Origin of the sequence: Pedococcus sp., assembly GCF_036000045.1 — a bacterium.
Classification (GTDB): domain Bacteria; phylum Actinomycetota; class Actinomycetes; order Actinomycetales; family Dermatophilaceae; genus Pedococcus.
The window spans coordinates 1-18,042 of record NZ_DASYGF010000016.1; the positions used below are offsets into that span (position 1 = coordinate 1).

The following is an 18,042-nucleotide window of genomic DNA, read 5'->3' on the forward strand; positions in this document are numbered from 1 at the left end:
GCGCTCGGGCGATTTCTTGAGCGGTCACCGGCTCGGGTACTCTGCTCGGCGGTGGCGTGTCCGAGCGGCCTAAGGAGCACGCCTCGAAAGCGTGTGAGGGTGAAAGCCCTCCGTGGGTTCAAATCCCACCGCCACCGCCAATTCAGCCAGCCAATTCAGCTGCTGAGACGCCGGTCGGTCCCCCGTGGGCCGGCCGGCGTTCCGGCGTCTGGGGTGCGTCTTCGAACCTGTCTGTGACGGACTGATTCGTATGGCGCGCGCTCGGGGTGTCGCACAGGCGTGGTGGCGGATGGAGCTGGCACGTCCTGCGTGGGTGGCCTACCTGGGCGTCTTGGCAGTCATGCTCGTCCCAGTGGGGCGCTGGTCGGACGCGCACGGCCGCAAGCTGCTCTGTGTCTATGTCTATGGGTTCGGCCTCTTCACGCTGAACAGGCTCGTGGTGGTGCTGGACGAGCACACCGACCATCCCGAGCGCAGCACGGGCTCCTAGGGCCGCCGGACAGGTCGGGGCTACCAGCCCAGATGTACGGGGTGGGTTACCCCGTCCTGGGCAAACGCGCGACGGAAGGGAGACGCGATTCGGGAATGCCGGGGCCATCCCCTAGGGTTGAACCGTTCGGTATGCACCGCGTACCGCAGGTCGTCTGCTCCGCGCCCCAACTCTGGTTGGCGCCGTCAGCTCACAGATGTGAGTGGTTCAGCAACTTCGGCCACTCCCTACTGCTGATGAGAGTTTCTCTGTGTCCAACGCTTCTACCGCCGTTCCCTTCTCCGAGCTCGGAGTCCCCGCCAAGCTCGTGACCGCGCTCACCGAGCGTGGCCTCACGACCGCGTTCCCCATCCAGGCCGCCACGCTGCCCGACTCGCTGGCTGGTCGGGACGTCCTTGGCCGGGGCCGCACCGGCAGTGGCAAGACGGTCGCCTTCGCCCTCCCGACCCTGGCGACGCTCGCGAAGTCCGGTCGCCGTCGCAACCCCGGAGCGCCCCGTGCGCTCGTCCTCGTGCCGACCCGTGAGCTGGCCACCCAGGTCGCCGAGACCATGACACCTTTGGCGACCGCCCTCGAGCTGCGCACGATGGTGATCTTCGGCGGTGTCGGTCAGGGTCCGCAGGTGAACACGCTGCGCCGCGGTGTGGATGTCGTCATCGCCACGCCGGGGCGCCTCGAGGACCTCATCGGGCAGCGGCACGTGCGCCTCGACGAGGTCGAGGTCACGGTGCTCGACGAGGCCGACCACATGGCTGACCTCGGGTTCCTGCCCGCTGTGAAGCGACTGCTCGACGCCACACCGAAGAACGCCCAGCGCCTGCTGTTCTCCGCAACACTCGACAACGCGATCGACCAGCTGGTGCGTCGCTACCTGCACTCGCCGGTCACCCACTCGGTGGACAGTGCCGCGTCGCCCGTCCCCGCGATGACCCACCACGTGTTCCACGTCTCGCGCGACAACAAGCCTGCCGTCGTCCGCGAGCTGGTCGCCGGCCAGGGCCGCACGCTCGCGTTCACCCGGACCAAGCACGCGGCCAAGAAGCTGGCCAAGCAGCTCACGGCATCAGGCATCCCCGCCGTCGACCTGCACGGCAACCTGTCCCAGAGTGCACGTCAGCGCAACCTCGCCGCGTTCGGCGAGGGCACCACCCGGGTGCTGGTCGCCACGGACATCGCCGCTCGCGGGATCCACGTCGACGACGTCACCCTGGTGGTCCACGTCGACCCGCCAGCCGAGCACAAGGCCTACCTGCACCGCTCGGGGCGCACGGCTCGCGCGGGCGCCGAGGGCGTCGTCGTCACCGTCAGCACCCCCGACGAGCGTGGCGACACTCGAACCCTCATGCGCCAGGCCGGGATCCGGCCCACGGCGACCGATGTGGCTCCTGGTCATCCGGCCATTGCCGAGCTCACCGGCCCGGCCGCCGAGCTCGTGACTCCGGCACCCGTCGCTGAGCCCGTCGACCGCCCCCGCGGTGGGTCGGGATCGCGCGACGGGTCTGGATCACGCACTGGGTCCGGCTCGCGTGGCGGGTCCGGGCCGCGGGGTGCGGGCAGAGGCCAGTCCAGCGCCCGCGCGGGCGGCGGCGCCCGTGGCGGGTCTTCAGGCGGATCCAGGAACGGCGGGTCGCGGAGCTCCGGTGGCGGCAGCGCTGTGGTGTACCAGTCGAGCTCGTCCCGTTCGGGCGGACTCGCGGACTTCTCCTCCGGTCGTCGGGGGCGCTGAGCCTCGCGGCATACGGCAGCGGCTCAGCCCACTCGCGAAGAGTGGGAATCTGCAGCCTAGGCCTCGCGCGAGACGGCAGATTGCCACCCTTCGCGCGCCTACGGTGACAGGGGCCCGTCGTCCGCGACCTCCTCGGCCGAGATGACCTTGAGCACCGCGTTGATCAGGCCCAGGTGGGTGAACGCCTGCGGGAAGTTGCCGAGGTGCCGCCCGCTCGTCGCGTCGATCTCCTCGGCATAGAGGCCGAGCGGCGTGGCGAGGTTGAGCAGCCGTTCGCACAGGTGGCGCGCCCGGCGCTTCTCGCCCACGATGGCCAGGCATGAGACGAGCCAGAACGAGCAGATGGTGAACGTGCCCTCCTCGCCGGACAGACCGTCGTCGGTCTCCTCGACGCGGTAGCGCAGTACCAGGCCGTCCTTGGTCAGCTCGTCGGCGATCGCCATGACCGTCGCGTGCAGGCGGGGGTCGTCGGCAGGCAGGAAGCCCACGAGTGGCATCAGCAGGTTGGAGGCGTCCAGCGCTGTGGTGTCGTAGTGCTGGGTGAACACCCCGCGCTCGTCCACGCCTCGAGCGCAGATGTCAGCGTGGATCTCGTCGGCTGCCTGCTGCCAGCGGTCGGCCAGCTCCAACGCCTCGCGGACGCGGGCCAGCTTGGCGCCGCGGTCGGCCGCGACCCAGCACATGACCTTGGACGAGGTGAAGTGCTTGGGCTCGCCACGCACCTCCCAGATGCCGCGGTCGGGCTCCTGCCAGTGCTCGATGGCGGCCTCGACGAACCCCGACAGGATGGGCCAGAGCCGCTCGTCCAAGGTGTCGCGCGAGGTGGTGTGGATCCACACCGAGTCCAGGATCGCGCCCCACACGTCGTGCTGCTTCTGGTCGAACGCGCCGTTGCCGACACGCACCGGGCGGGCGCCTTCGTATCCGGTGAGGTGGTCGAGCACGCGCTCCGACAGGTCCTTCTCCCCGTCGAGCCCGTACATGATCTGCAGACCGTCCGAGGCCTCGGCCAGGTCGGCGATGAACCAGAAGAAGTCGCTGGCCTCCCAGTCGAAGCCGAGGGTGGCCAGCGCCCACAGCGCCAGCGTCGAGTCGCGGATCCACGTGAACCGGTAGTCCCAGTTGCGTTCACCCTTGGGCGTCTCCGGCAACGACGTCGTCGATGCGGCGACCAGCGCCCCGGTGGGGGCATAGGTCAGACCCTTGAGGGTCAGGGCGCTGCGCTCGAGGTGGGTCCGCCAGGGGTGGTCCGGGAAGTTGCCGCGCGCCAGCCAGTGCTGCCAGTGGTGGGCGGTCCAGACCTGGCGGCGATAGGCGTCCTCGAAGCTCTGTGGTGCCTCGTGCTCGGTCCATGACAGTGCGACGTAGTGGGTGTCGCCCTCCTTGACGAGGGTGCGGGCGGTGGCCTGCGGCCCCTCGATGCCGAGACGCAGGTCGGTGGTCAGGGTGACCTTGAGGTCGTCCTCGACGGCTTCCGCCGTAACGCAGTGGTATCCCGAGCCCTGGTAGCTCCATTGCACCTGACGCTGTCCGTAGTCGAAGACGGGTGTGCAGTTCAGCGTCAGCTGCACCTCGCCGTTGACGCAACGGATCGTCCGCAGCAGGACATGCTCCGCGTCGTAGTCGGTAGGTGCGCGCCGGTACCGGTAGGCCCGCTCCGACTCGTGGTGCCAGGGGCCGATGAGCAACGCGTCGCGGACGATGATCCAGCCACTCGGTGTGCCCCACGAGGTCTCGAGGATCATGGTGCCCGGCAGGTAGCGACGAGCCGTCGGCACCATCATGTCGGCCGGCCCGAGCCGGAACCCACCGGCGTCGCGGTCGAGCATGGCGCCGAAGACGCTGGGCGAGTCCATGCGCGGCAGGCACATCCACTCGACGTTGCCGCTAGGAGCGATGAGCGCCGTGACCTGGCAGTCGGAGATGAACGCGTAGTCGCCGATCCGCGGGAACGGTGACCGCACGATGCGCTGCTGTGGCGCCGCCTGGTTGTCGGCCCGCTGCTCCGCCGACTGGCTGGCTGCGTCGTGTGTGCTGTCGGTCGACGTCATGCGGCACCTCCTGGATGCACCTTCGCTTCTTCGAGAGTGCCGCAGATCCCGCCTCCGCGCTATCGCCTCCTCGGGCTACTCCCTGGGGCGTATGCCGGTGTGACCTTCGCGAGGGACGGCCGCCGATGGCTACGGTGCCTAGGCTGAGACGCATGCGCGAGGCCGAGCTGTACCCATCGATCCGATGGGGGCCGCCGTGGCAGGGAGGCCGGGAGGAATGGCGGCGCCACGGCCCCCCTCCGCCGGTGCGGCTGGTTGGTGTAGGCGTTCTCGCTCTCGTCCAAGTGGCCGGGACCTTCGGTGCCGCCCACGCACAGCCCCACAGCCGCCCGGTCGACGCGGTTGCTGTCACCCTGCTGCTCGCCGCACCGGTCAGCCTGCTCCTGGTCCGCCGCAGCCCGGTGGTGGCGCCGCTGCTCACGGGCGCGGCGACTGCCCTGTTCATCGCGTTGGGGTACCCGTTCGGACCGGTCTTCCTAGGCTTCGCGGTGGTCATGGTGGTCACGGTGCTGCGTGGCCTGCGACCGCTGGCGTGGGCCGTGGTTCTGGGGGTGGTCGTCGTCGCGACGCTCACCCGTTTCGTGGGCCATGGCTCGGTCGACTGGCAGGGCATCGGGGGGCTGCTGGCCTGGACCGGCATCGTGGTGGCGCTCGGGGAGCTGGTGCGCGTCCGCCGCGACCGGGCCGTCTCCTACCGGGAGGCAGCCCAGGAGCGCCGCCGCCGACAGGCCGGCGAGGAGCGGCTGCGGATCGCACAGGAGCTGCACGACGTGGTGGCTCACCACATGTCCCTGATCAACGTGCAAGCGGGCGTCGCCCTGCACCTGGCCGACCGTCGGCCGGAGACGGTGGAGCCCGCACTGCAGGCGATCAAGGACGCGAGCAAGGAAGCGCTGGGTGAGCTGCGTTCGCTCATCGACCTGTTGCGTGACGACGACAACCCCGCCCCACGCTCTCCCGCGCCCACGCTGGAAGCGGTCGGCGACATCGTCGAGCGCAGCGCACACGCGGGACTCGCGGTGACGAAAATCGTTGAAGGGCAACAGCGCCCGCTCCCTGCGGCGCTGGAGCTCGCGGCATACCGGATCGTCCAGGAAGCCATCACCAATGTCGTCCGGCATGCCCGCGCGTCCCGTGCCGAGGTGGTCATCAGCTATACCGCCGACACGCTCACCGTGCGCGTCGACGACGACGGAGTGGGCGGCGCTCGAGCCGGTCGGCTCGATGCCGGGAACGGGCTCCGCGGCATGCACGAACGCGCCGCCTCCCTCGGGGGCGCGCTCCAGGTGTCGGCGTCGCCCATGGGCGGCCTCCGCGTCGAGGCGACCCTCCCCGCCGAAGGGCTCCGATGATCCGCGTCGTCCTGGCTGACGACCAGGCCTTGCTGCGCGCGGGAATTCGCGCCCTGCTCGATGCCGAGGACGACATCGAGGTTGTCGGTGAGGCGGCGAGCGGCGGGGAGGCTGTGCGGGTCGTGAGCGAGTCGGTGCCCGACGTGGTCCTCATGGATATCCGTATGCCGGGTGGCGACGGCCTCGAGGCTACGCGCCTCATCGTGGCCGACCCGGCGCTCGCCGCCACGCGCGTGGTGGTGCTCACGACGTTCGACCTCGACGAGTACGTCTTCGAGGCGGTGCGGATCGGAGCGAGCGGGTTCCTCGTGAAGGACACCGAGCCCGCCGAGCTGCTGCGCGGTGTGCGGGCCGTGGCCTCGGGGGATGCCCTGCTCAGCCCGGGCGTCACCCGACGCCTGATCGGTGAGTTCGCAACGCGGTCACGTCCCACCGCGGCGCCGGCGGCGGGCCGCCTCGGCGTGCTCACCGAGCGTGAGCGAGAGGTGGTCGCGCTCGTCGGTGAGGGGCTGAGCAACGACGAGATCGCCAGCCGCCTCTTCCTCAGCCCCGCCACGGCCAAGACCCATGTCAGCCGAGCCATGGTCAAGATGCATCTGCGAGACCGGGCGCAGCTCGTGGTGCTGGCCTACGAGAGCGGCCTCGTGCGGCCCGGGTGGTCACAGGACTGAGGCCGTCGCAGTGCGTCGTCGCCACGGCCTACGACCTAGGGAGCAGTGCAGGTGCCCCCTGCCGGAGGATTCGCCGACACGGCCCGCGGCGAAGGATCGGAGCATCTGCACAACCCGAACCAAGGAGCCGTCATGACCGCCGCACTGGCAACTCACTCGCTCACGGCCGCCGCCGCCACCCAGGACCACTGGAACGGGCCAGGGGCATGGTGGCCGATCTTCCCGATCCTCTGGCTGCTGTTCCTCTTCGCGCTGTTCTCCTTCGGCTTTGCCGGCAGGCGCCGCTGGGGCCGGCTGCACGCCATGTCCGGCCAGCGGGCCGGCGAGGCCAGACTGGCGGAGAGGTACGCGGCAGGGGAGATCGACGAGCAGGAGTACGAGCGTCGCCTCGCCACCTTGCGGCGGTTGGGCAGCTCCTGACGCCGGCCGTTGTCAAATGCCTTGAGCAAGCAGAGAATTGTGGTGTCAGGCCCGCCATCGGATCGACGGACCGCTTCTCAAGAGAGGTGGCTGTTCACGCATGAAGCGATGGACTCATCCACAGGATTTCATTGCTCTGATCGTCGGCGTCTATGCACTCCTTTCCCCGTTGTGGACCACCACGACGAGCAAGGCCACCACCACCATGGTCGTGCTGGGCGCAGTGACCGCTGTCCTGTCCGTGATCGAGCTGGTCAGGCCGGACATGCTGTCGATCGAGGGCCTCACCGCCGCTATGGGCGTGCTCTTCTTCATCTCGCCATGGGTCATGAGCTTCACCGACCTGCGTGGCATGGCGTGGACGGCCTGGGCTGCCGGCGTCATCACGTTCGTCGTCGGCGCTGCGGACCTTCAGGTCACCCGCTCGCACCGAGGGGATGTGGTGGCCAGCCACTGACGCTTGGGACCGAGCCGGCGTGCGGCGGCGCTCAGGTGAAGCTGAGCAGGGCCTGCGCGTAGGCGCACTCGGTATCGGGGTCGCGGAACTCTCCGCGGCCCCGATCGTCATGCACCTCGAGGACCCAGTCCTCGCCGTCCTTGCGGAGGCTGTCGAACCGGTCGCCGATCAGGACGCGTAGCTGGTCCTCCCGAGGAAGCCACAGTGCGGTGTCGAGGGTGACCGAGTCGAGAGCCCATTCGGTCGTGCCGTTGAAGCCGATCAGGGGTTGGCCGTGGAACGTATGGACGTCGATCGTGAGATGGCTGATCCAGAAGACCTCGCCCGCGACGTTCGGCTGGTCGATGGTGAAACGGTCACCCGGCGCAGGCTCCCACAGGACGCCAGCTGCGCCCAGACGCCGTGCGAGCTCCATCGTGATCATGGCTCCAGCCTAGGTCGCCGGGGGGCGACCTGCCCCACCTCGTGATGCGCGCAGGCATGCCGGTGACCTTGCACGTGGCTGCGTTGTAGCCTGCACTCACCTAGGCCCTCTGTGGCGAGAATGGGGGACGGATGACGCAGCAGAACTTCCAGATGCAGGTGCCCGAGGCGCTGGTCGGGGGAGTGCTGGCCGACTTCGTCGGTGTTGGGCACAACGCCCAGTACTTCACCCTCGACTTTGCCGCCGTGTCGCGCACGGAGCAGCACGGCCCGGACACCGTCGACGTGTTCGCTCAGGTCGTCTCGCGCGTCAAGATCCTGCCGGCTCAGGTCTTCGAGATCATGAAGGCGCTGGAGCAGCAGCTGAGCCAATGGGAGGCCGAGACCGGGAGTCGCCCAGGCGGCCCAGAGGCTCCCGGACCACAGTGAGCCAGACACGCAACTGAGGGCGAGCCGTCACGGCATGGCCCGGCATGCAGCTCCATGCCAAGGCGTCCCGCTGGTCGAGAGCCGCGGACGGACCGACGGGGTCAGCACCCTGTGGGTCGGGTGGTTGTCTTGGCCGGCGGGACGGGCTTGGGCGGCGGCGCGAGGGCGGAGAACGCGTTGCCGAGGACCAGGTCCACGGAGTCGTCCAGCCTGGCGTCGGGCGCGGCCTTGGCACCCTTGACCAGGGCCAGCACGAGACGGCCTCGGCTCGCCCCGCTCCGGCCGAAGCGGACCTCGGCGGGCCCGGTCACCGTCTTCTGAAGGGGGTCGTTGGAGACTGTCGAGACAAGGAAGCCGCGCTTGCGAACCTGGGTGGCGGTGGCCGCCGCGAGGCCAGCCCGCTGCGTGGCGTTGTAGACGTTGACCGTCGTGGTGCCCGGGGTGGGCGCACTCGGCTGGCCGGTGCAGGTGGTCGTCGGCCCGGCCCCCGCGGCCTTCGGTGCGGAGGAGGACTCGAAGTACGAGTAGGCGTACCAGAACGCGGAGAACAGCAGGACGACGACGACCAGGAGGGTGATCGCGGCACGGCGTCGGCGGGCACGACGGGAGCTCGACGCACCCGCCTCGACCATGTAGCTCATCCGCGCACCTCCGCCCCGACCGACCGCCTCGTCTCCTGCCGCGCGGTCTCCTCAGGGCTCAGTCAAGCACGAGGACGCGGGCATGGAGGGTTGGTCGCTGCTGCAACGCCGCGCGAAGAGCCCGGTGGAGGCCGTCCTCGAGATAGAGGCTGCCGTTCCACTCGACGACGTGCGCGAACAGGTCCCCGTAGAACGTCGAGTCCTCGGCCAGGAGAAGCCCGAGATCGAGGTTGCGCTTGGTCGTGACCAGCTCGTCGAGCCGGACCATCCGCGGCGGGACGTCGGCCCAGTCTCGGGGAGTCTCCTTGCCGTGGTCCGGGTACGGCCGGCCCTCGCCTACCTTCTTGAAGATCACCCCGTCACTGTAGGGGTTGGCGAGGCGTATGCCGTGGGCGAGTGGCGGAGGATAGGGGATTCGAACCCCTGAGAGCTTTCACTCAACACGCTTTCCAAGCGTGCGCACTAGGCCACTATGCGAATCCTCCGCCGAGGAGGCTACCTGAGCACCGGCCCGGCCCTGAAATCGCACTGGCGTCAGACCCGGACGGGCGTCCGTTAGACTCGCTTTCGGCACCCCGCGTGGTGGTACCTCCCCGAACTCCCCCAGGGCAGGAATGCAGCAAGGGTAGGAGAGCTCTTCCAGGTACGCGGGGTGTCCCTGTGCCCGCCTCCACCTCCGGGCCCTCCCTCACGGAACCAGTCGCGGTGCTGCCTCTCGAGCCCCAGCCCTGGCGAACGACCGGCGCCTTTTACACCGCTGACCGCCTCAGAAGCAAGCGGCCATTCAGGATTCCTATAGCCGGTTGCTGTCGCACCCACGAAGGCCCCTAGGTTCCGGGAAAGGCGCGGAGGGGAATTGGCGCCCCGGTGGGACATCTGCTCCACCGACCATCGAGGGGATCGAGGGGATCGATATGCGCAGGAAGTTCGCATTGGCTTCGACGGCTTGTGTGGCTGCGACGGCTTTGGCGCTGGGGAGCGCCGGGTCCGCCCAGGCACTGGCCTGCTCGAGGTGGCAGTTCAGAGTGGGCGGCGGCAGCACCACGTACTACTACTACGGAGTCGACAGCCTGAGTGGGGGCATGGCAACGGCGACGACCGGCATCGGCGGGACCCCTTGTCTGCTCTACACCCGATCCGTCAGCACGGTGATCCAGCTCCCGAACGGCAGCCGGGCATCGCAGTCGTCGCTGTTGGGCACATGCACGTCCGGCATCAGCATCGTGGCCGGCAGCTACAACGTCTTCCAGATCAAGTCGACGCACACGCTGAACCTCTGGAACGGCCAGTCCTGGAGCTATGTCGACTAGGTGCGCCACGACGGGGGTGATGGCAGCCGTCATCGCGGCGGCTGCCATCACTCTTCCGGGCTGCTCGGCAGCGCCAGCGCCCTCGCCGGCGCCCGGCGTGAGCGGAGGAGCGGTCGACTACCAGGCTCCGAGTGCCCACCGGCTCGATGCGCAGAAGCTGGCCCGCATCGTCCAGGAGCTGCCCCCTTCGTCGCCCCAGCGCTCGCTCCTGCGGGACGGCACGGTGAGCCGCGCAGACCTCGACCTGTCGTGGACCCGGCTGAGGTCCTGCATCGAGGCCGGCGGGCTGACCGTCAAGGGACCGATCGTCAACCCGATCACCAGCACCGAGTACCTCTACACCTATAAGCGACAGGGCGGCGCCAGTCTGCCAACGACCACAGCACCAACGACCACGACATCCACCACCGAGGAGGGCGGCGGGGCGGACGACGCGATCGTCAAGGGCTGTGAGGAGAAGTTCTGGATCCCGTTGTCCTCGGTCTACTCCGCGAACACGCCACAGCATATGAACAGCAGGCTGGCAGGGTTCATGACGGAGTGCATGACGAGGGCGCACTACCCGGCGGCCGGGGCGGCGACGTTCGACCAGATCGTGCGCGACGCCTCCGGCACGGTGACCACTGCTCGCCTGCGTGAAGCCAACGACTGTCTCGACCGAGGCGTCCTCGCGCTCTTTCCGGACCTTCCGTATTTCCCCAGACCCTGACGAGACGAGGAGCCTGACATGAGTACCGACGTGGTGCGCCCCCAGGGCGCGGTCCCCGAGCACCAGCGATCGCACTGGTCGACCGTCGCCCTCGCGGCCGCGCTCCTGGTGTGGGTGGGCGGCGTGCTGCTCCATGTCCTCGGTGTGCTCGCGCCAGGGGTCGCGGTCGTCGGGCTCGTGGCTGGAGTGGCGGCGGCCGCGCGCGAGCGCAGGCCGATCTGGCGCGTGGCCGCGGTGGGCGCGACGCTGGCCAGCGCAGTGGCGCTCAGTCTCTACGCGCTCGTCCTCACCGGGACCGTGAGCTGGCCGCCGACGGGCTGACGGCCCCCCTGGGCCAACCTGTCGAGTGTCATGGGACGCGACTAGGGTTCCCGAGGTGAGCACCGCCCTGTACCGCCGCTACCGGCCCGAGTCCTTTGCCGATGTGATCGGCCAGGACCACGTGACCGAGCCGCTGATGCAAGCGCTGCGCACCGGCCGGGTCAACCATGCCTACCTGTTCTCCGGGCCTCGCGGTTGTGGCAAGACGACCAGCGCCCGCATCCTCGCTCGTTGTCTCAACTGCGAGCAGGGCCCGACGCCCACGCCCTGCGGCAGCTGTGACTCGTGTGTGGCGCTGGCCCGTGGTGGGCCGGGCTCGGTCGACGTCATCGAGATCGACGCCGCGAGCCACGGTGGCGTCGACGATGCCCGTGACCTGCGCGAACGCGCGTCCTATGGCCCGGCTCAGAGCCGGTTCAAGATCTACATCATCGATGAGGCGCATATGGTGACGCCGCAGGGCTTCAATGCTCTGCTCAAGATCGTCGAGGAGCCGCCCGAGCACGTGAAGTTCGTCTTCGCGACGACCGAGCCCGAGAAGGTCATCGGCACGATCCGCTCACGCACCCATCACTACCCGTTCAGGCTGGTGCCGCCGGGCCAGCTCAGCGACTACATGCAGCGGCTCTGCGACTCAGAGGGCGTGTCGGTGGCGCCCGGTGTCCTGTCGTTCGTCACGCGCGCCGGGGGTGGCTCGGTGCGGGACTCCCTCTCGGTGCTGGACCAGCTGATCGCGGGTTCGGGTGACGAGGGACTGACCTATGAGGGTGCGGCCGCGCTGCTGGGGTTCACCGACGGGGAGCTGCTCGACGCCATCGTCGACGCCTTCGCCGCCGGCGACGCTGCAGGCGTGTTCCACCAGATCGACCGGGTCATCGAGACCGGTCTCGACCCGCGTCGCTTCGTGGAGGACCTGCTCGAGCGCCTGCGTGACCTCATCGTCGTCGCGGCCGTGCCGGACGGCGCGTCCTCGGTGTTGCGCGGGGTGCCCGAGGACCAGCTCGAGAGGATGCGCCAGCAGTCGACCGCCTTCGGCTCGGGTGCGCTCTCGCGGGCGGCCGACATCGTCAACGCCGGGCTCACCGAGATGACCGGAGCAACGGCCCCGAGGCTGCAGCTCGAGCTCATCTGCGCGCGCGTCCTTCTCCCGGGTGCCTCCGGCGAGAGCGGTTATGCCGCGCGTCTCGACCGGCTCGAACGTCGCCTCGACGTCGAGGGGGTGCCGTCGGTGACGGCGCGGCGAGCGCCCGCACCGTCGCAGCCCGCACCTCCTGCGCAGGTCACGCCTGTACCAGCCACGCCCCAGACCGCCACGCCCGAGCCAGCCACGCCCCAGACCGCCACGCCCGAGCCAGCCACGCCCGAGCCCGCTACTGCGCCAGTCACTCCCGCGACCACACGATCCGCGCCGGCAGGGCCGCCGGCGCCCGAGCAGCAGGCCTCCGGTGCCGAGACCACCGAGCCGTCCCCTACCCCGGCTCCCGCCGCGACGCCTGCCGCCACCCCAGCAGCGGCGCCCCCTGAGCCCTCACGCACGACGGGCGGCATCGACACCGCAGCCATCCGCCGGGCCTGGCCCGACATCCTCGGCTGGATCTTCAAGCACAAGCGCACGACGTGGACCCTGCTGTCAGAGCACGCCACCGTCCACGAGTTCGACGGGTCGAAGGTCGTCCTGGGCATCTCGACCGTGGGCATCGCCAACACGTTCCGTCACGGGCCCCACGCCGACCTGGTGCGTCAGGCCCTGATCGACGTCCTGGGGGTCGACGCCCGAGTGGAGGGCATCCCGACCCCAGGCGCGCAGGCCCCCACTGCCCCAGCCCCTGGCGCTGCGGGCTCCACCCCCGACTGGTCGGCTCACGAGGAACCCTCAGCCGACGAGCAGGCGTCCGGCCCGGCTCCGTCCAACCGCCCGGCCGCCCAGGCGGACCGGTCTGCTCACTCGGCGCCGCCGTCATTCCGGGCGCCGGAGTCCGGCGCCGACGGGTGGGCCTCGGCCGCCTCCAGCCCCGACAGCGGTCCGTCATGGGCCGCCGCGCCCGGTGCCGAGGAGGCCGTCGCGCCGTCCGCCCGTCCGGCGGCGACCACCTCGGCGTCCACCACGTCGGCGACCACCATCTCGGGGTCGCCCCTCCAACGGGCCCGCGCCGAGGTGGCCGCTGAGGCTCCGGCTGGCTCGGCCGAGCTCCACGTCGCCGACGACAGTGTCGCCAGTGCGGACGACGAGGACATCGAGGCGCTCGGCGAGGTCGGACGTCCCGTCATCGAGCGCCTGCTCGGCGGCCGGGTGATCGACGAGGGCCCCTGAGGCGCGCCAGACGCCCGTGGGCCCCGCCGCGGTGACGAGGGCATAGGCTCACGATGTGTACGAAGGCGTGGTCCAGGACCTGATCGACGAGCTCGGGCGGTTGCCCGGGGTCGGCCCCAAGAGCGCCCAGCGCATCGCCTTCTATCTGCTGCAGGCCGACGCCGTGGACGTCCGACGGCTCGTGGACGCGCTGACCGAGGTCAAGGCGAAGGTGCGGTTCTGCGAGACGTGCGGCAACGTCGCCGAGGGCGTGCAGTGCAAGATCTGCGCTGACCCCCGGCGAGACCCCACCTCGATCTGCGTGGTCGAGGAGCCCAAGGATGTCGTCGCCATCGAGCGCACCCGCGAGTTCCGTGGTCGCTACCACGTGCTGGGTGGAGCGATCAGCCCGATCGACGGGGTGGGCCCGGACGACCTGCGCATCAAGGAGCTCATGACCCGGCTGGCCTCGGGCGAGATCACCGAGATCATCATCGCCACCGACCCCAACCTCGAGGGCGAGGCGACGGCCAGCTACCTGGCTCGCTTCCTGCGGCCCATGGGGCTTCGGGTCACCCGGCTGGCCTCGGGGCTGCCGGTGGGTGGAGACCTGGAGTATGCCGACGAGGTGACGCTCGGCCGGGCGTTCGAAGGTAGGAGACTGCTGGATGTCTGACGACCTGTGGATGCTCGGCGAGGAGTCCGCGAGGGACGCACGCGCCTACCTCGCCACGATGACCGAGGTGGCGTCCGGTACGGCGCCCAACGCTGCGATCCCGATGACCCTGCTTGCGCTCTCGCAGGTGCTCGTCATGGGAGCCCGGCTCGGAGCCATCCAGGACATCGTGCCCGCTGAGCGGTTCGAGGCCGACATCGTCGACCCGGAGCTCGACCCGTTGCGGACCGGGGTGGCCAACCTCTTCGAGGGCCTGGACGAGTATGCCGACCTCGTCGACCCCGTGACCTCCACCGAGCTGGCCACGGGGTCGCTGTCCAACGACGTCGCCGTCGTGGCCAGCGCTCTGGCCCATGGTCTACAGCACTTCGACGCTGGCCGCGTCTCGGAGGCCCTGTGGTGGTGGCAGTTCAGCTATCTGTCGGACTGGGGCGAGCGGGCGGCGTCGGCGCTGCGCGTGCTCCAGTCACTGCTCGGCCACATCCGCCTCGACGCCGACGAGGAGACCGTCGCGGACGCCGAGTTCGACGCGCTGCACCCCTGAGCTGCGTGTCCGGCATACGGCGGCCCGAAAGGGCGGGAGAACCCACCGTTAGACTGGCCGCTCCGCACCCCCTGCACCGTCCGGGAGTCTCACCGTGCCGATCGTCGTCCAGAAGTACGGCGGCTCTTCGCTGGCCGATGCCGCCAGCATCAAGCGTGTAGCCCGCCGTATCGTCGAGGCCAAGAAGGCCGGCAACGACGTCTGCGTCGCCGTCTCGGCCATGGGTGACAGTACCGACGAGCTCCTCGACCTCGCCAACGAGGTGAGCCCGCAGCCACCCCCGCGTGAGATGGACATGCTGCTCACCGCGGGGGAGCGCATCTCCATGGCGCTCGTCGCGATGGCCATCGCCGACCTGGGCTACACCGTTCGGTCGTTCACCGGGAGCCAGGCGGGGGTCATCACCGACTCGAGCCACGGCAAGGCCCGGATCATCGACGTCACCCCGGGGCGCGTCACCGACGCCCTCGACAAGGGGCACATCGTCATCGTGGCTGGCTTCCAAGGGGTCAGCCAGGACACCAAGGAGATCACGACGCTCGGCCGTGGGGGCACCGACACGACCGCCGTCGCGCTCGCCGCGGCCCTCGAAGCCGAGGTCTGCGAGATCTATACCGACGTCGACGGCGTGTTCACCGCCGACCCGCGCATCGTCCCCGCCGCGAAGAAGATCAGCCGCATCTCCAACGAGGAGATGCTGGAGCTGGCCGCGTCCGGCTCCAAGGTGCTCCACCTGCGCAGTGTCGAGTACGCCCGGCGGTTCAACATCCCCATCCACGTTCGCAGCTCCTTCTCAGCGAAGGAGGGCACCATCGTCACGGACACCACCGAAGGAGACACCGTGGAAGCCCCGATCATCGCCGGTGTCGCCCACGACCGCAGCGAGGCCAAGATCACCGTGGTCGGCGTGCCCGACCACCCCGGCAAGGCCGCCGAGATCTTCCAGACCTGCGCCGACGCCGAGATCAACATCGACATGATCGTCCAGAACGTCTCGGCCACCGACACGGGTCTGACCGACATCTCGTTCACCTGCCCGAAGACCGACGGGCAGACGGGCGTGCACGCCCTGAAGAAGGTGCAGGACTCCGTCGGCTTCGCGTCGATCCAGTACGACGACCAGATCGGCAAGCTGTCCCTGGTCGGTGCCGGCATGCGCTCGCATCCGGGAGTCTCGGCGACGTTCTTCAAGGCGCTCGCAGACACCGGGGTCAACATCGAGATGATCTCCACCTCCGAGATCCGTATCTCTGTCGTCACCAGGGCAGACGTCCTCGACGACGCGGTGCGGGCGGTGCACACGGCGTTCGGGCTGGACTCCGCCGAGGGCGAAGCCGTCGTCTACGGAGGCACCGGCCGTTGACCTCTCTCGCGTCGCGTGGTGGGCGCCCTACCCTGGCGCTCGTCGGCGCGACGGGTGCGGTCGGCCGTGTCACCCAGCAGGTGCTCGCCATGCGGGCCGACATCTGGGGCGAGATCCGCGTGGCGGCCGCTCACGAGGATGCCGGCACCGAGCTGTCCGTCTGTGGTCGTGACCTGGTCATCCAGGAGCTCACCGCCGACTTCTTCGACGGCGTCGACATCGCCATGCTGGACGTCCCCGCGGCCCTGGCGGCCGAGTGGGCTCCCGTAGCGGTCGCTCGGGGCGTGGTCGTCATCGATAACAGCTCGGCGTTGCGGGGCGACCCAGACATCCCGTTGGTGGTGCCCGAGGTCAATCCGGCGCAGATCCGCAACCGCCCCAAGGGCATCATCGCCAACCCGGGCGCCACGACGCTGACGATCATCGACGTGCTGGCCGTCCTCCATGCGGGCTGGGAGCTGACTGAGCTGGTCGTCGCCTCCTACCAGGCGGCGTCCGGGGCCGGCCGCGTCGGGATGGCCAGGCTCTACGACGAGCTCGAGGTGGTGGCCGGGCACCGAGAGCTGGGGAATCAGGCGGGCGACGTGCGCCGGCTCATCGAGCACGAGCTGGGCGAGCGCTCGCCGTTCCCCGCACCCCTGGCGCTCAACGTCGTGCCGTGGATCGGGTCGGCGGACGAGGGCGGATGGACCACCGAGGAGCTGAAGATCCGCAACGAGACCCGTAAGGTGCTCGGCCTCCCCGACCTGCGCGTGTCGGCGACGTGCGTCCGCGTTCCAGTGGTGACCGCACACTCGGTGGCCGTCCACGCGACGTTCGCCCGGCGGATCGACGTCCACCAGGCTCGTCAGGCGTTGGTCGAGGCGCCGGCAGTGGTCGTGCTGGACGATCCCGAGACCCTGGAGTTCCCCACCCCGTCCGATGCGGTGGGATCCGACCCGCGGTTCGCCGGCCGGCTGCGCCAGGCGCTGGACTTCCCTAACACCCTCGACTTCTTCATCTGTGGAGACAACCTGCGCAAGGGGGCGGCCCTCAACATGGTGCAGGTGGCCGAGCTCGTCGCAGGAGACCTGGCGGGCTGAGACGATGGCCGTCATGAGATCATGACGGGGCGGGGTCACGACGGGGGACGGGCCCTTGTGGGGGCAATGGGGCCATGGGGTTGATCACGACACGGTGACAATCGCCGTCGCCGCGTGTCGTGAAGGGTGCGACTGATGTGACTGGTGTGACGATTGTGACTAACAGGAACCGGTATCCAGGGGGAGCCAGATGAGCGACGAAGAACTCACCGCGACGGAGAAGTGGCGCACCCACCGCCTCCGCCAGATAGTTCTGTTCGTCACCATCCCAGGAGTGCTCCTCGGCACGGCCAGCCTGACGGCTGCCTACTCGGCCGGCTGGATGTCCCCGCCCCCACCGCCACGGGCCTGCGCTCCCCAGATCGTCCCTGCCCCGGCTCGCGCGTCCTTCGTCGCCAACGTCATGAACGCGACCGGCAAGGAAGGCATGGCGGGCGAGGTCGCCGCCGGACTGGCCAAGCGAGGGTTCTCGATCGGCAGCATCAGCAACGCCCCCGAGTCCTGGTACGTCACCGAGAGTGCCGTGATCCACCATGGCCCGACAGGCCTCGACCAGGCCCTCCTGGTTGCTACCCAGATCCCTGGCGCCAAGCTCTTCGACGATGGCCGGGCCGGCAAGAGCGTCGACGTGGTCGTCGGCATCGGCTACACCTCCATGGTGCCGATTCCCGCGCGGCTCAAGCCGATTCCCTCCGAGGTCCGCGTCAACGTCTACAACACGACCTACAAGACCGGCCTGGCCAAGGTCGTCGCCGACCAGCTCAAGGCCCGCGGCTTCGTCATCAAGGACGTCTCCAACGATCCTCTGCGCACGCTGCAGATGGGCACGGCCATCATCCGCTACGGCGCCGAAGGCGACCTGGCTGCGGCCCTGCTGCAGGAGCACGTGCCGGGCGCCCAGCTGGTCAAGGACGGCCGCGCGGGCAAGGGGGTGGACCTCGTCCTGGGCAACGCGTACACGGCGTTGACCGACCCGGCGAACATTCCGCCGCTGCCGCCGCGGACCAAGCCCGTGACCCCGACCGTGGCCCGGCCCTGCCAGTGAGCTGAGCCGGCTGGCGTTCGCAGGCCCGGCCGTCCGGCCCCT

The 18,042-nt window shown here is 69.6% G+C and carries 20 protein-coding genes, 2 tRNA genes and 1 other RNA gene; 18 read left to right on the plus strand and 5 right to left on the minus strand.

The window, feature by feature from the left end:
* Positions 1-50 precede the first annotated feature (50 nt).
* The 3 genes from VGN50_RS02185 to VGN50_RS02195 all read left to right on the plus strand — a co-directional run bounded on the left by VGN50_RS02185 (position 51) and on the right by VGN50_RS02195 (position 2,216).
* Positions 51-140, plus strand: a tRNA-Ser gene (locus tag VGN50_RS02185).
* 110 nt (positions 141-250) lie between these two features.
* Positions 251-490 carry a hypothetical protein gene (locus VGN50_RS02190; protein WP_327442999.1) on the plus strand — a complete coding sequence of 80 codons (240 nt, stop codon included), beginning with the start codon at positions 251-253 and terminating at the stop codon, positions 488-490.
* A gap of 250 nt (positions 491-740) precedes the next feature.
* The gene (locus tag VGN50_RS02195; protein ID WP_327443000.1) at positions 741-2,216 is read left to right on the plus strand and encodes a DEAD/DEAH box helicase; all 1,476 of its coding nucleotides are present in this window, start codon (positions 741-743) and stop codon (positions 2,214-2,216) included.
* 98 nt (positions 2,217-2,314) lie between these two features.
* On the opposite strand, the gene VGN50_RS02200 is transcribed toward VGN50_RS02195, so the two are convergent.
* On the minus strand, positions 2,315-4,267 hold the full coding sequence (locus VGN50_RS02200; protein ID WP_327443001.1) for a glycoside hydrolase family 15 protein: 1,953 nt from the start codon (positions 4,265-4,267) through the stop codon (positions 2,315-2,317).
* A 284-nt stretch (positions 4,268-4,551) separates the two neighbouring features.
* On the opposite strand from VGN50_RS02200, the gene VGN50_RS02205 reads away from it, so the two are divergent.
* From VGN50_RS02205 to VGN50_RS02220, 4 genes are all read left to right on the plus strand, one after another.
* Positions 4,552-5,619 carry a sensor histidine kinase gene (locus tag VGN50_RS02205; protein ID WP_327443002.1) on the plus strand — a complete coding sequence of 356 codons (1,068 nt, stop codon included), beginning with the start codon at positions 4,552-4,554 and terminating at the stop codon, positions 5,617-5,619.
* Positions 5,616-6,290 carry a response regulator transcription factor gene (locus tag VGN50_RS02210; RefSeq protein ID WP_327443003.1) on the plus strand — a complete coding sequence of 225 codons (675 nt, stop codon included), beginning with the start codon at positions 5,616-5,618 and terminating at the stop codon, positions 6,288-6,290. The genes VGN50_RS02205 and VGN50_RS02210 overlap by 4 nt, the downstream gene beginning before the upstream one ends.
* 132 nt (positions 6,291-6,422) lie before the next feature.
* A complete protein-coding gene (locus tag VGN50_RS02215) occupies positions 6,423-6,710 on the plus strand; it encodes an SHOCT domain-containing protein (protein ID WP_327443004.1) in 288 nt (95 codons plus the stop codon).
* Between the two features lie 100 nt (positions 6,711-6,810).
* Positions 6,811-7,167 (plus strand): SPW repeat protein, encoded by a 357-nt coding sequence (locus tag VGN50_RS02220; RefSeq protein ID WP_327443005.1) that lies wholly within the window; start codon positions 6,811-6,813, stop codon positions 7,165-7,167.
* Between the two features lie 31 nt (positions 7,168-7,198).
* Here the strand turns inward: VGN50_RS02220 and VGN50_RS02225 are convergent, their stop codons facing one another.
* Positions 7,199-7,591, minus strand: a complete 393-nt coding sequence (locus VGN50_RS02225; RefSeq protein WP_327443006.1) for a hypothetical protein — start codon at positions 7,589-7,591, stop codon at positions 7,199-7,201.
* A 131-nt stretch (positions 7,592-7,722) separates the two neighbouring features.
* Between VGN50_RS02225 and VGN50_RS02230 the strand changes: the two genes are divergently transcribed.
* Positions 7,723-8,019 (plus strand): DUF3467 domain-containing protein, encoded by a 297-nt coding sequence (locus VGN50_RS02230; RefSeq protein WP_327443007.1) that lies wholly within the window; start codon positions 7,723-7,725, stop codon positions 8,017-8,019.
* 101 nt (positions 8,020-8,120) lie between these two features.
* Here VGN50_RS02230 and VGN50_RS02235 read toward each other — a convergent pair whose 3' ends face one another.
* From VGN50_RS02235 to VGN50_RS02245, 3 genes are all read right to left on the minus strand, one after another.
* Complete coding sequence (locus VGN50_RS02235) at positions 8,121-8,660, minus strand: LytR C-terminal domain-containing protein (RefSeq protein WP_327443008.1); 540 nt, start codon at positions 8,658-8,660, stop codon at positions 8,121-8,123.
* Positions 8,661-8,718: 58 nt separating this feature from the next.
* Positions 8,719-9,015 carry a type II toxin-antitoxin system VapB family antitoxin gene (locus tag VGN50_RS02240; protein ID WP_327443009.1) on the minus strand — a complete coding sequence of 99 codons (297 nt, stop codon included), beginning with the start codon at positions 9,013-9,015 and terminating at the stop codon, positions 8,719-8,721.
* A gap of 42 nt (positions 9,016-9,057) precedes the next feature.
* Positions 9,058-9,145: transfer RNA gene (locus VGN50_RS02245), tRNA-Ser, on the minus strand.
* An 81-nt stretch (positions 9,146-9,226) separates the two neighbouring features.
* Between VGN50_RS02245 and ffs the strand changes: the two genes are divergently transcribed.
* The 10 genes from ffs to VGN50_RS02295 all read left to right on the plus strand — a co-directional run bounded on the left by ffs (position 9,227) and on the right by VGN50_RS02295 (position 18,000).
* Positions 9,227-9,323, plus strand: an RNA gene (gene ffs, locus VGN50_RS02250) — signal recognition particle sRNA small type.
* 287 nt (positions 9,324-9,610) lie between these two features.
* Positions 9,611-9,970, plus strand: a complete 360-nt coding sequence (locus VGN50_RS02255; protein WP_327443010.1) for a hypothetical protein — start codon at positions 9,611-9,613, stop codon at positions 9,968-9,970.
* A 19-nt stretch (positions 9,971-9,989) separates the two neighbouring features.
* On the plus strand, positions 9,990-10,679 hold the full coding sequence (locus VGN50_RS02260) for a hypothetical protein (RefSeq protein ID WP_327443011.1): 690 nt from the start codon (positions 9,990-9,992) through the stop codon (positions 10,677-10,679).
* A gap of 18 nt (positions 10,680-10,697) precedes the next feature.
* Positions 10,698-11,000 carry a hypothetical protein gene (locus VGN50_RS02265; RefSeq protein ID WP_327443012.1) on the plus strand — a complete coding sequence of 101 codons (303 nt, stop codon included), beginning with the start codon at positions 10,698-10,700 and terminating at the stop codon, positions 10,998-11,000.
* A 55-nt stretch (positions 11,001-11,055) separates the two neighbouring features.
* Positions 11,056-13,311, plus strand: coding sequence for a DNA polymerase III subunit gamma and tau (locus VGN50_RS02270; protein WP_327443013.1), 2,256 nt, complete (start codon positions 11,056-11,058; stop codon positions 13,309-13,311).
* A gap of 55 nt (positions 13,312-13,366) precedes the next feature.
* Positions 13,367-13,966: a recombination mediator RecR gene (recR, locus tag VGN50_RS02275; RefSeq protein ID WP_327443014.1), complete on the plus strand. Its 600-nt coding sequence runs from the start codon at positions 13,367-13,369 to the stop codon at positions 13,964-13,966.
* Positions 13,959-14,510 (plus strand): DUF5063 domain-containing protein, encoded by a 552-nt coding sequence (locus VGN50_RS02280; RefSeq protein ID WP_327443015.1) that lies wholly within the window; start codon positions 13,959-13,961, stop codon positions 14,508-14,510. Before recR ends, VGN50_RS02280 begins: the two co-directional genes overlap by 8 nt.
* 94 nt (positions 14,511-14,604) lie before the next feature.
* Positions 14,605-15,873 carry an aspartate kinase gene (locus VGN50_RS02285; RefSeq protein WP_327443016.1) on the plus strand — a complete coding sequence of 423 codons (1,269 nt, stop codon included), beginning with the start codon at positions 14,605-14,607 and terminating at the stop codon, positions 15,871-15,873.
* Complete coding sequence (locus VGN50_RS02290) at positions 15,870-16,955, plus strand: aspartate-semialdehyde dehydrogenase (RefSeq protein ID WP_327443017.1); 1,086 nt, start codon at positions 15,870-15,872, stop codon at positions 16,953-16,955. Before VGN50_RS02285 ends, VGN50_RS02290 begins: the two co-directional genes overlap by 4 nt.
* A 190-nt stretch (positions 16,956-17,145) precedes the next feature.
* Positions 17,146-18,000 (plus strand): LytR C-terminal domain-containing protein, encoded by an 855-nt coding sequence (locus tag VGN50_RS02295; protein ID WP_327443018.1) that lies wholly within the window; start codon positions 17,146-17,148, stop codon positions 17,998-18,000.
* Positions 18,001-18,042: the final 42 nt, after the last annotated feature.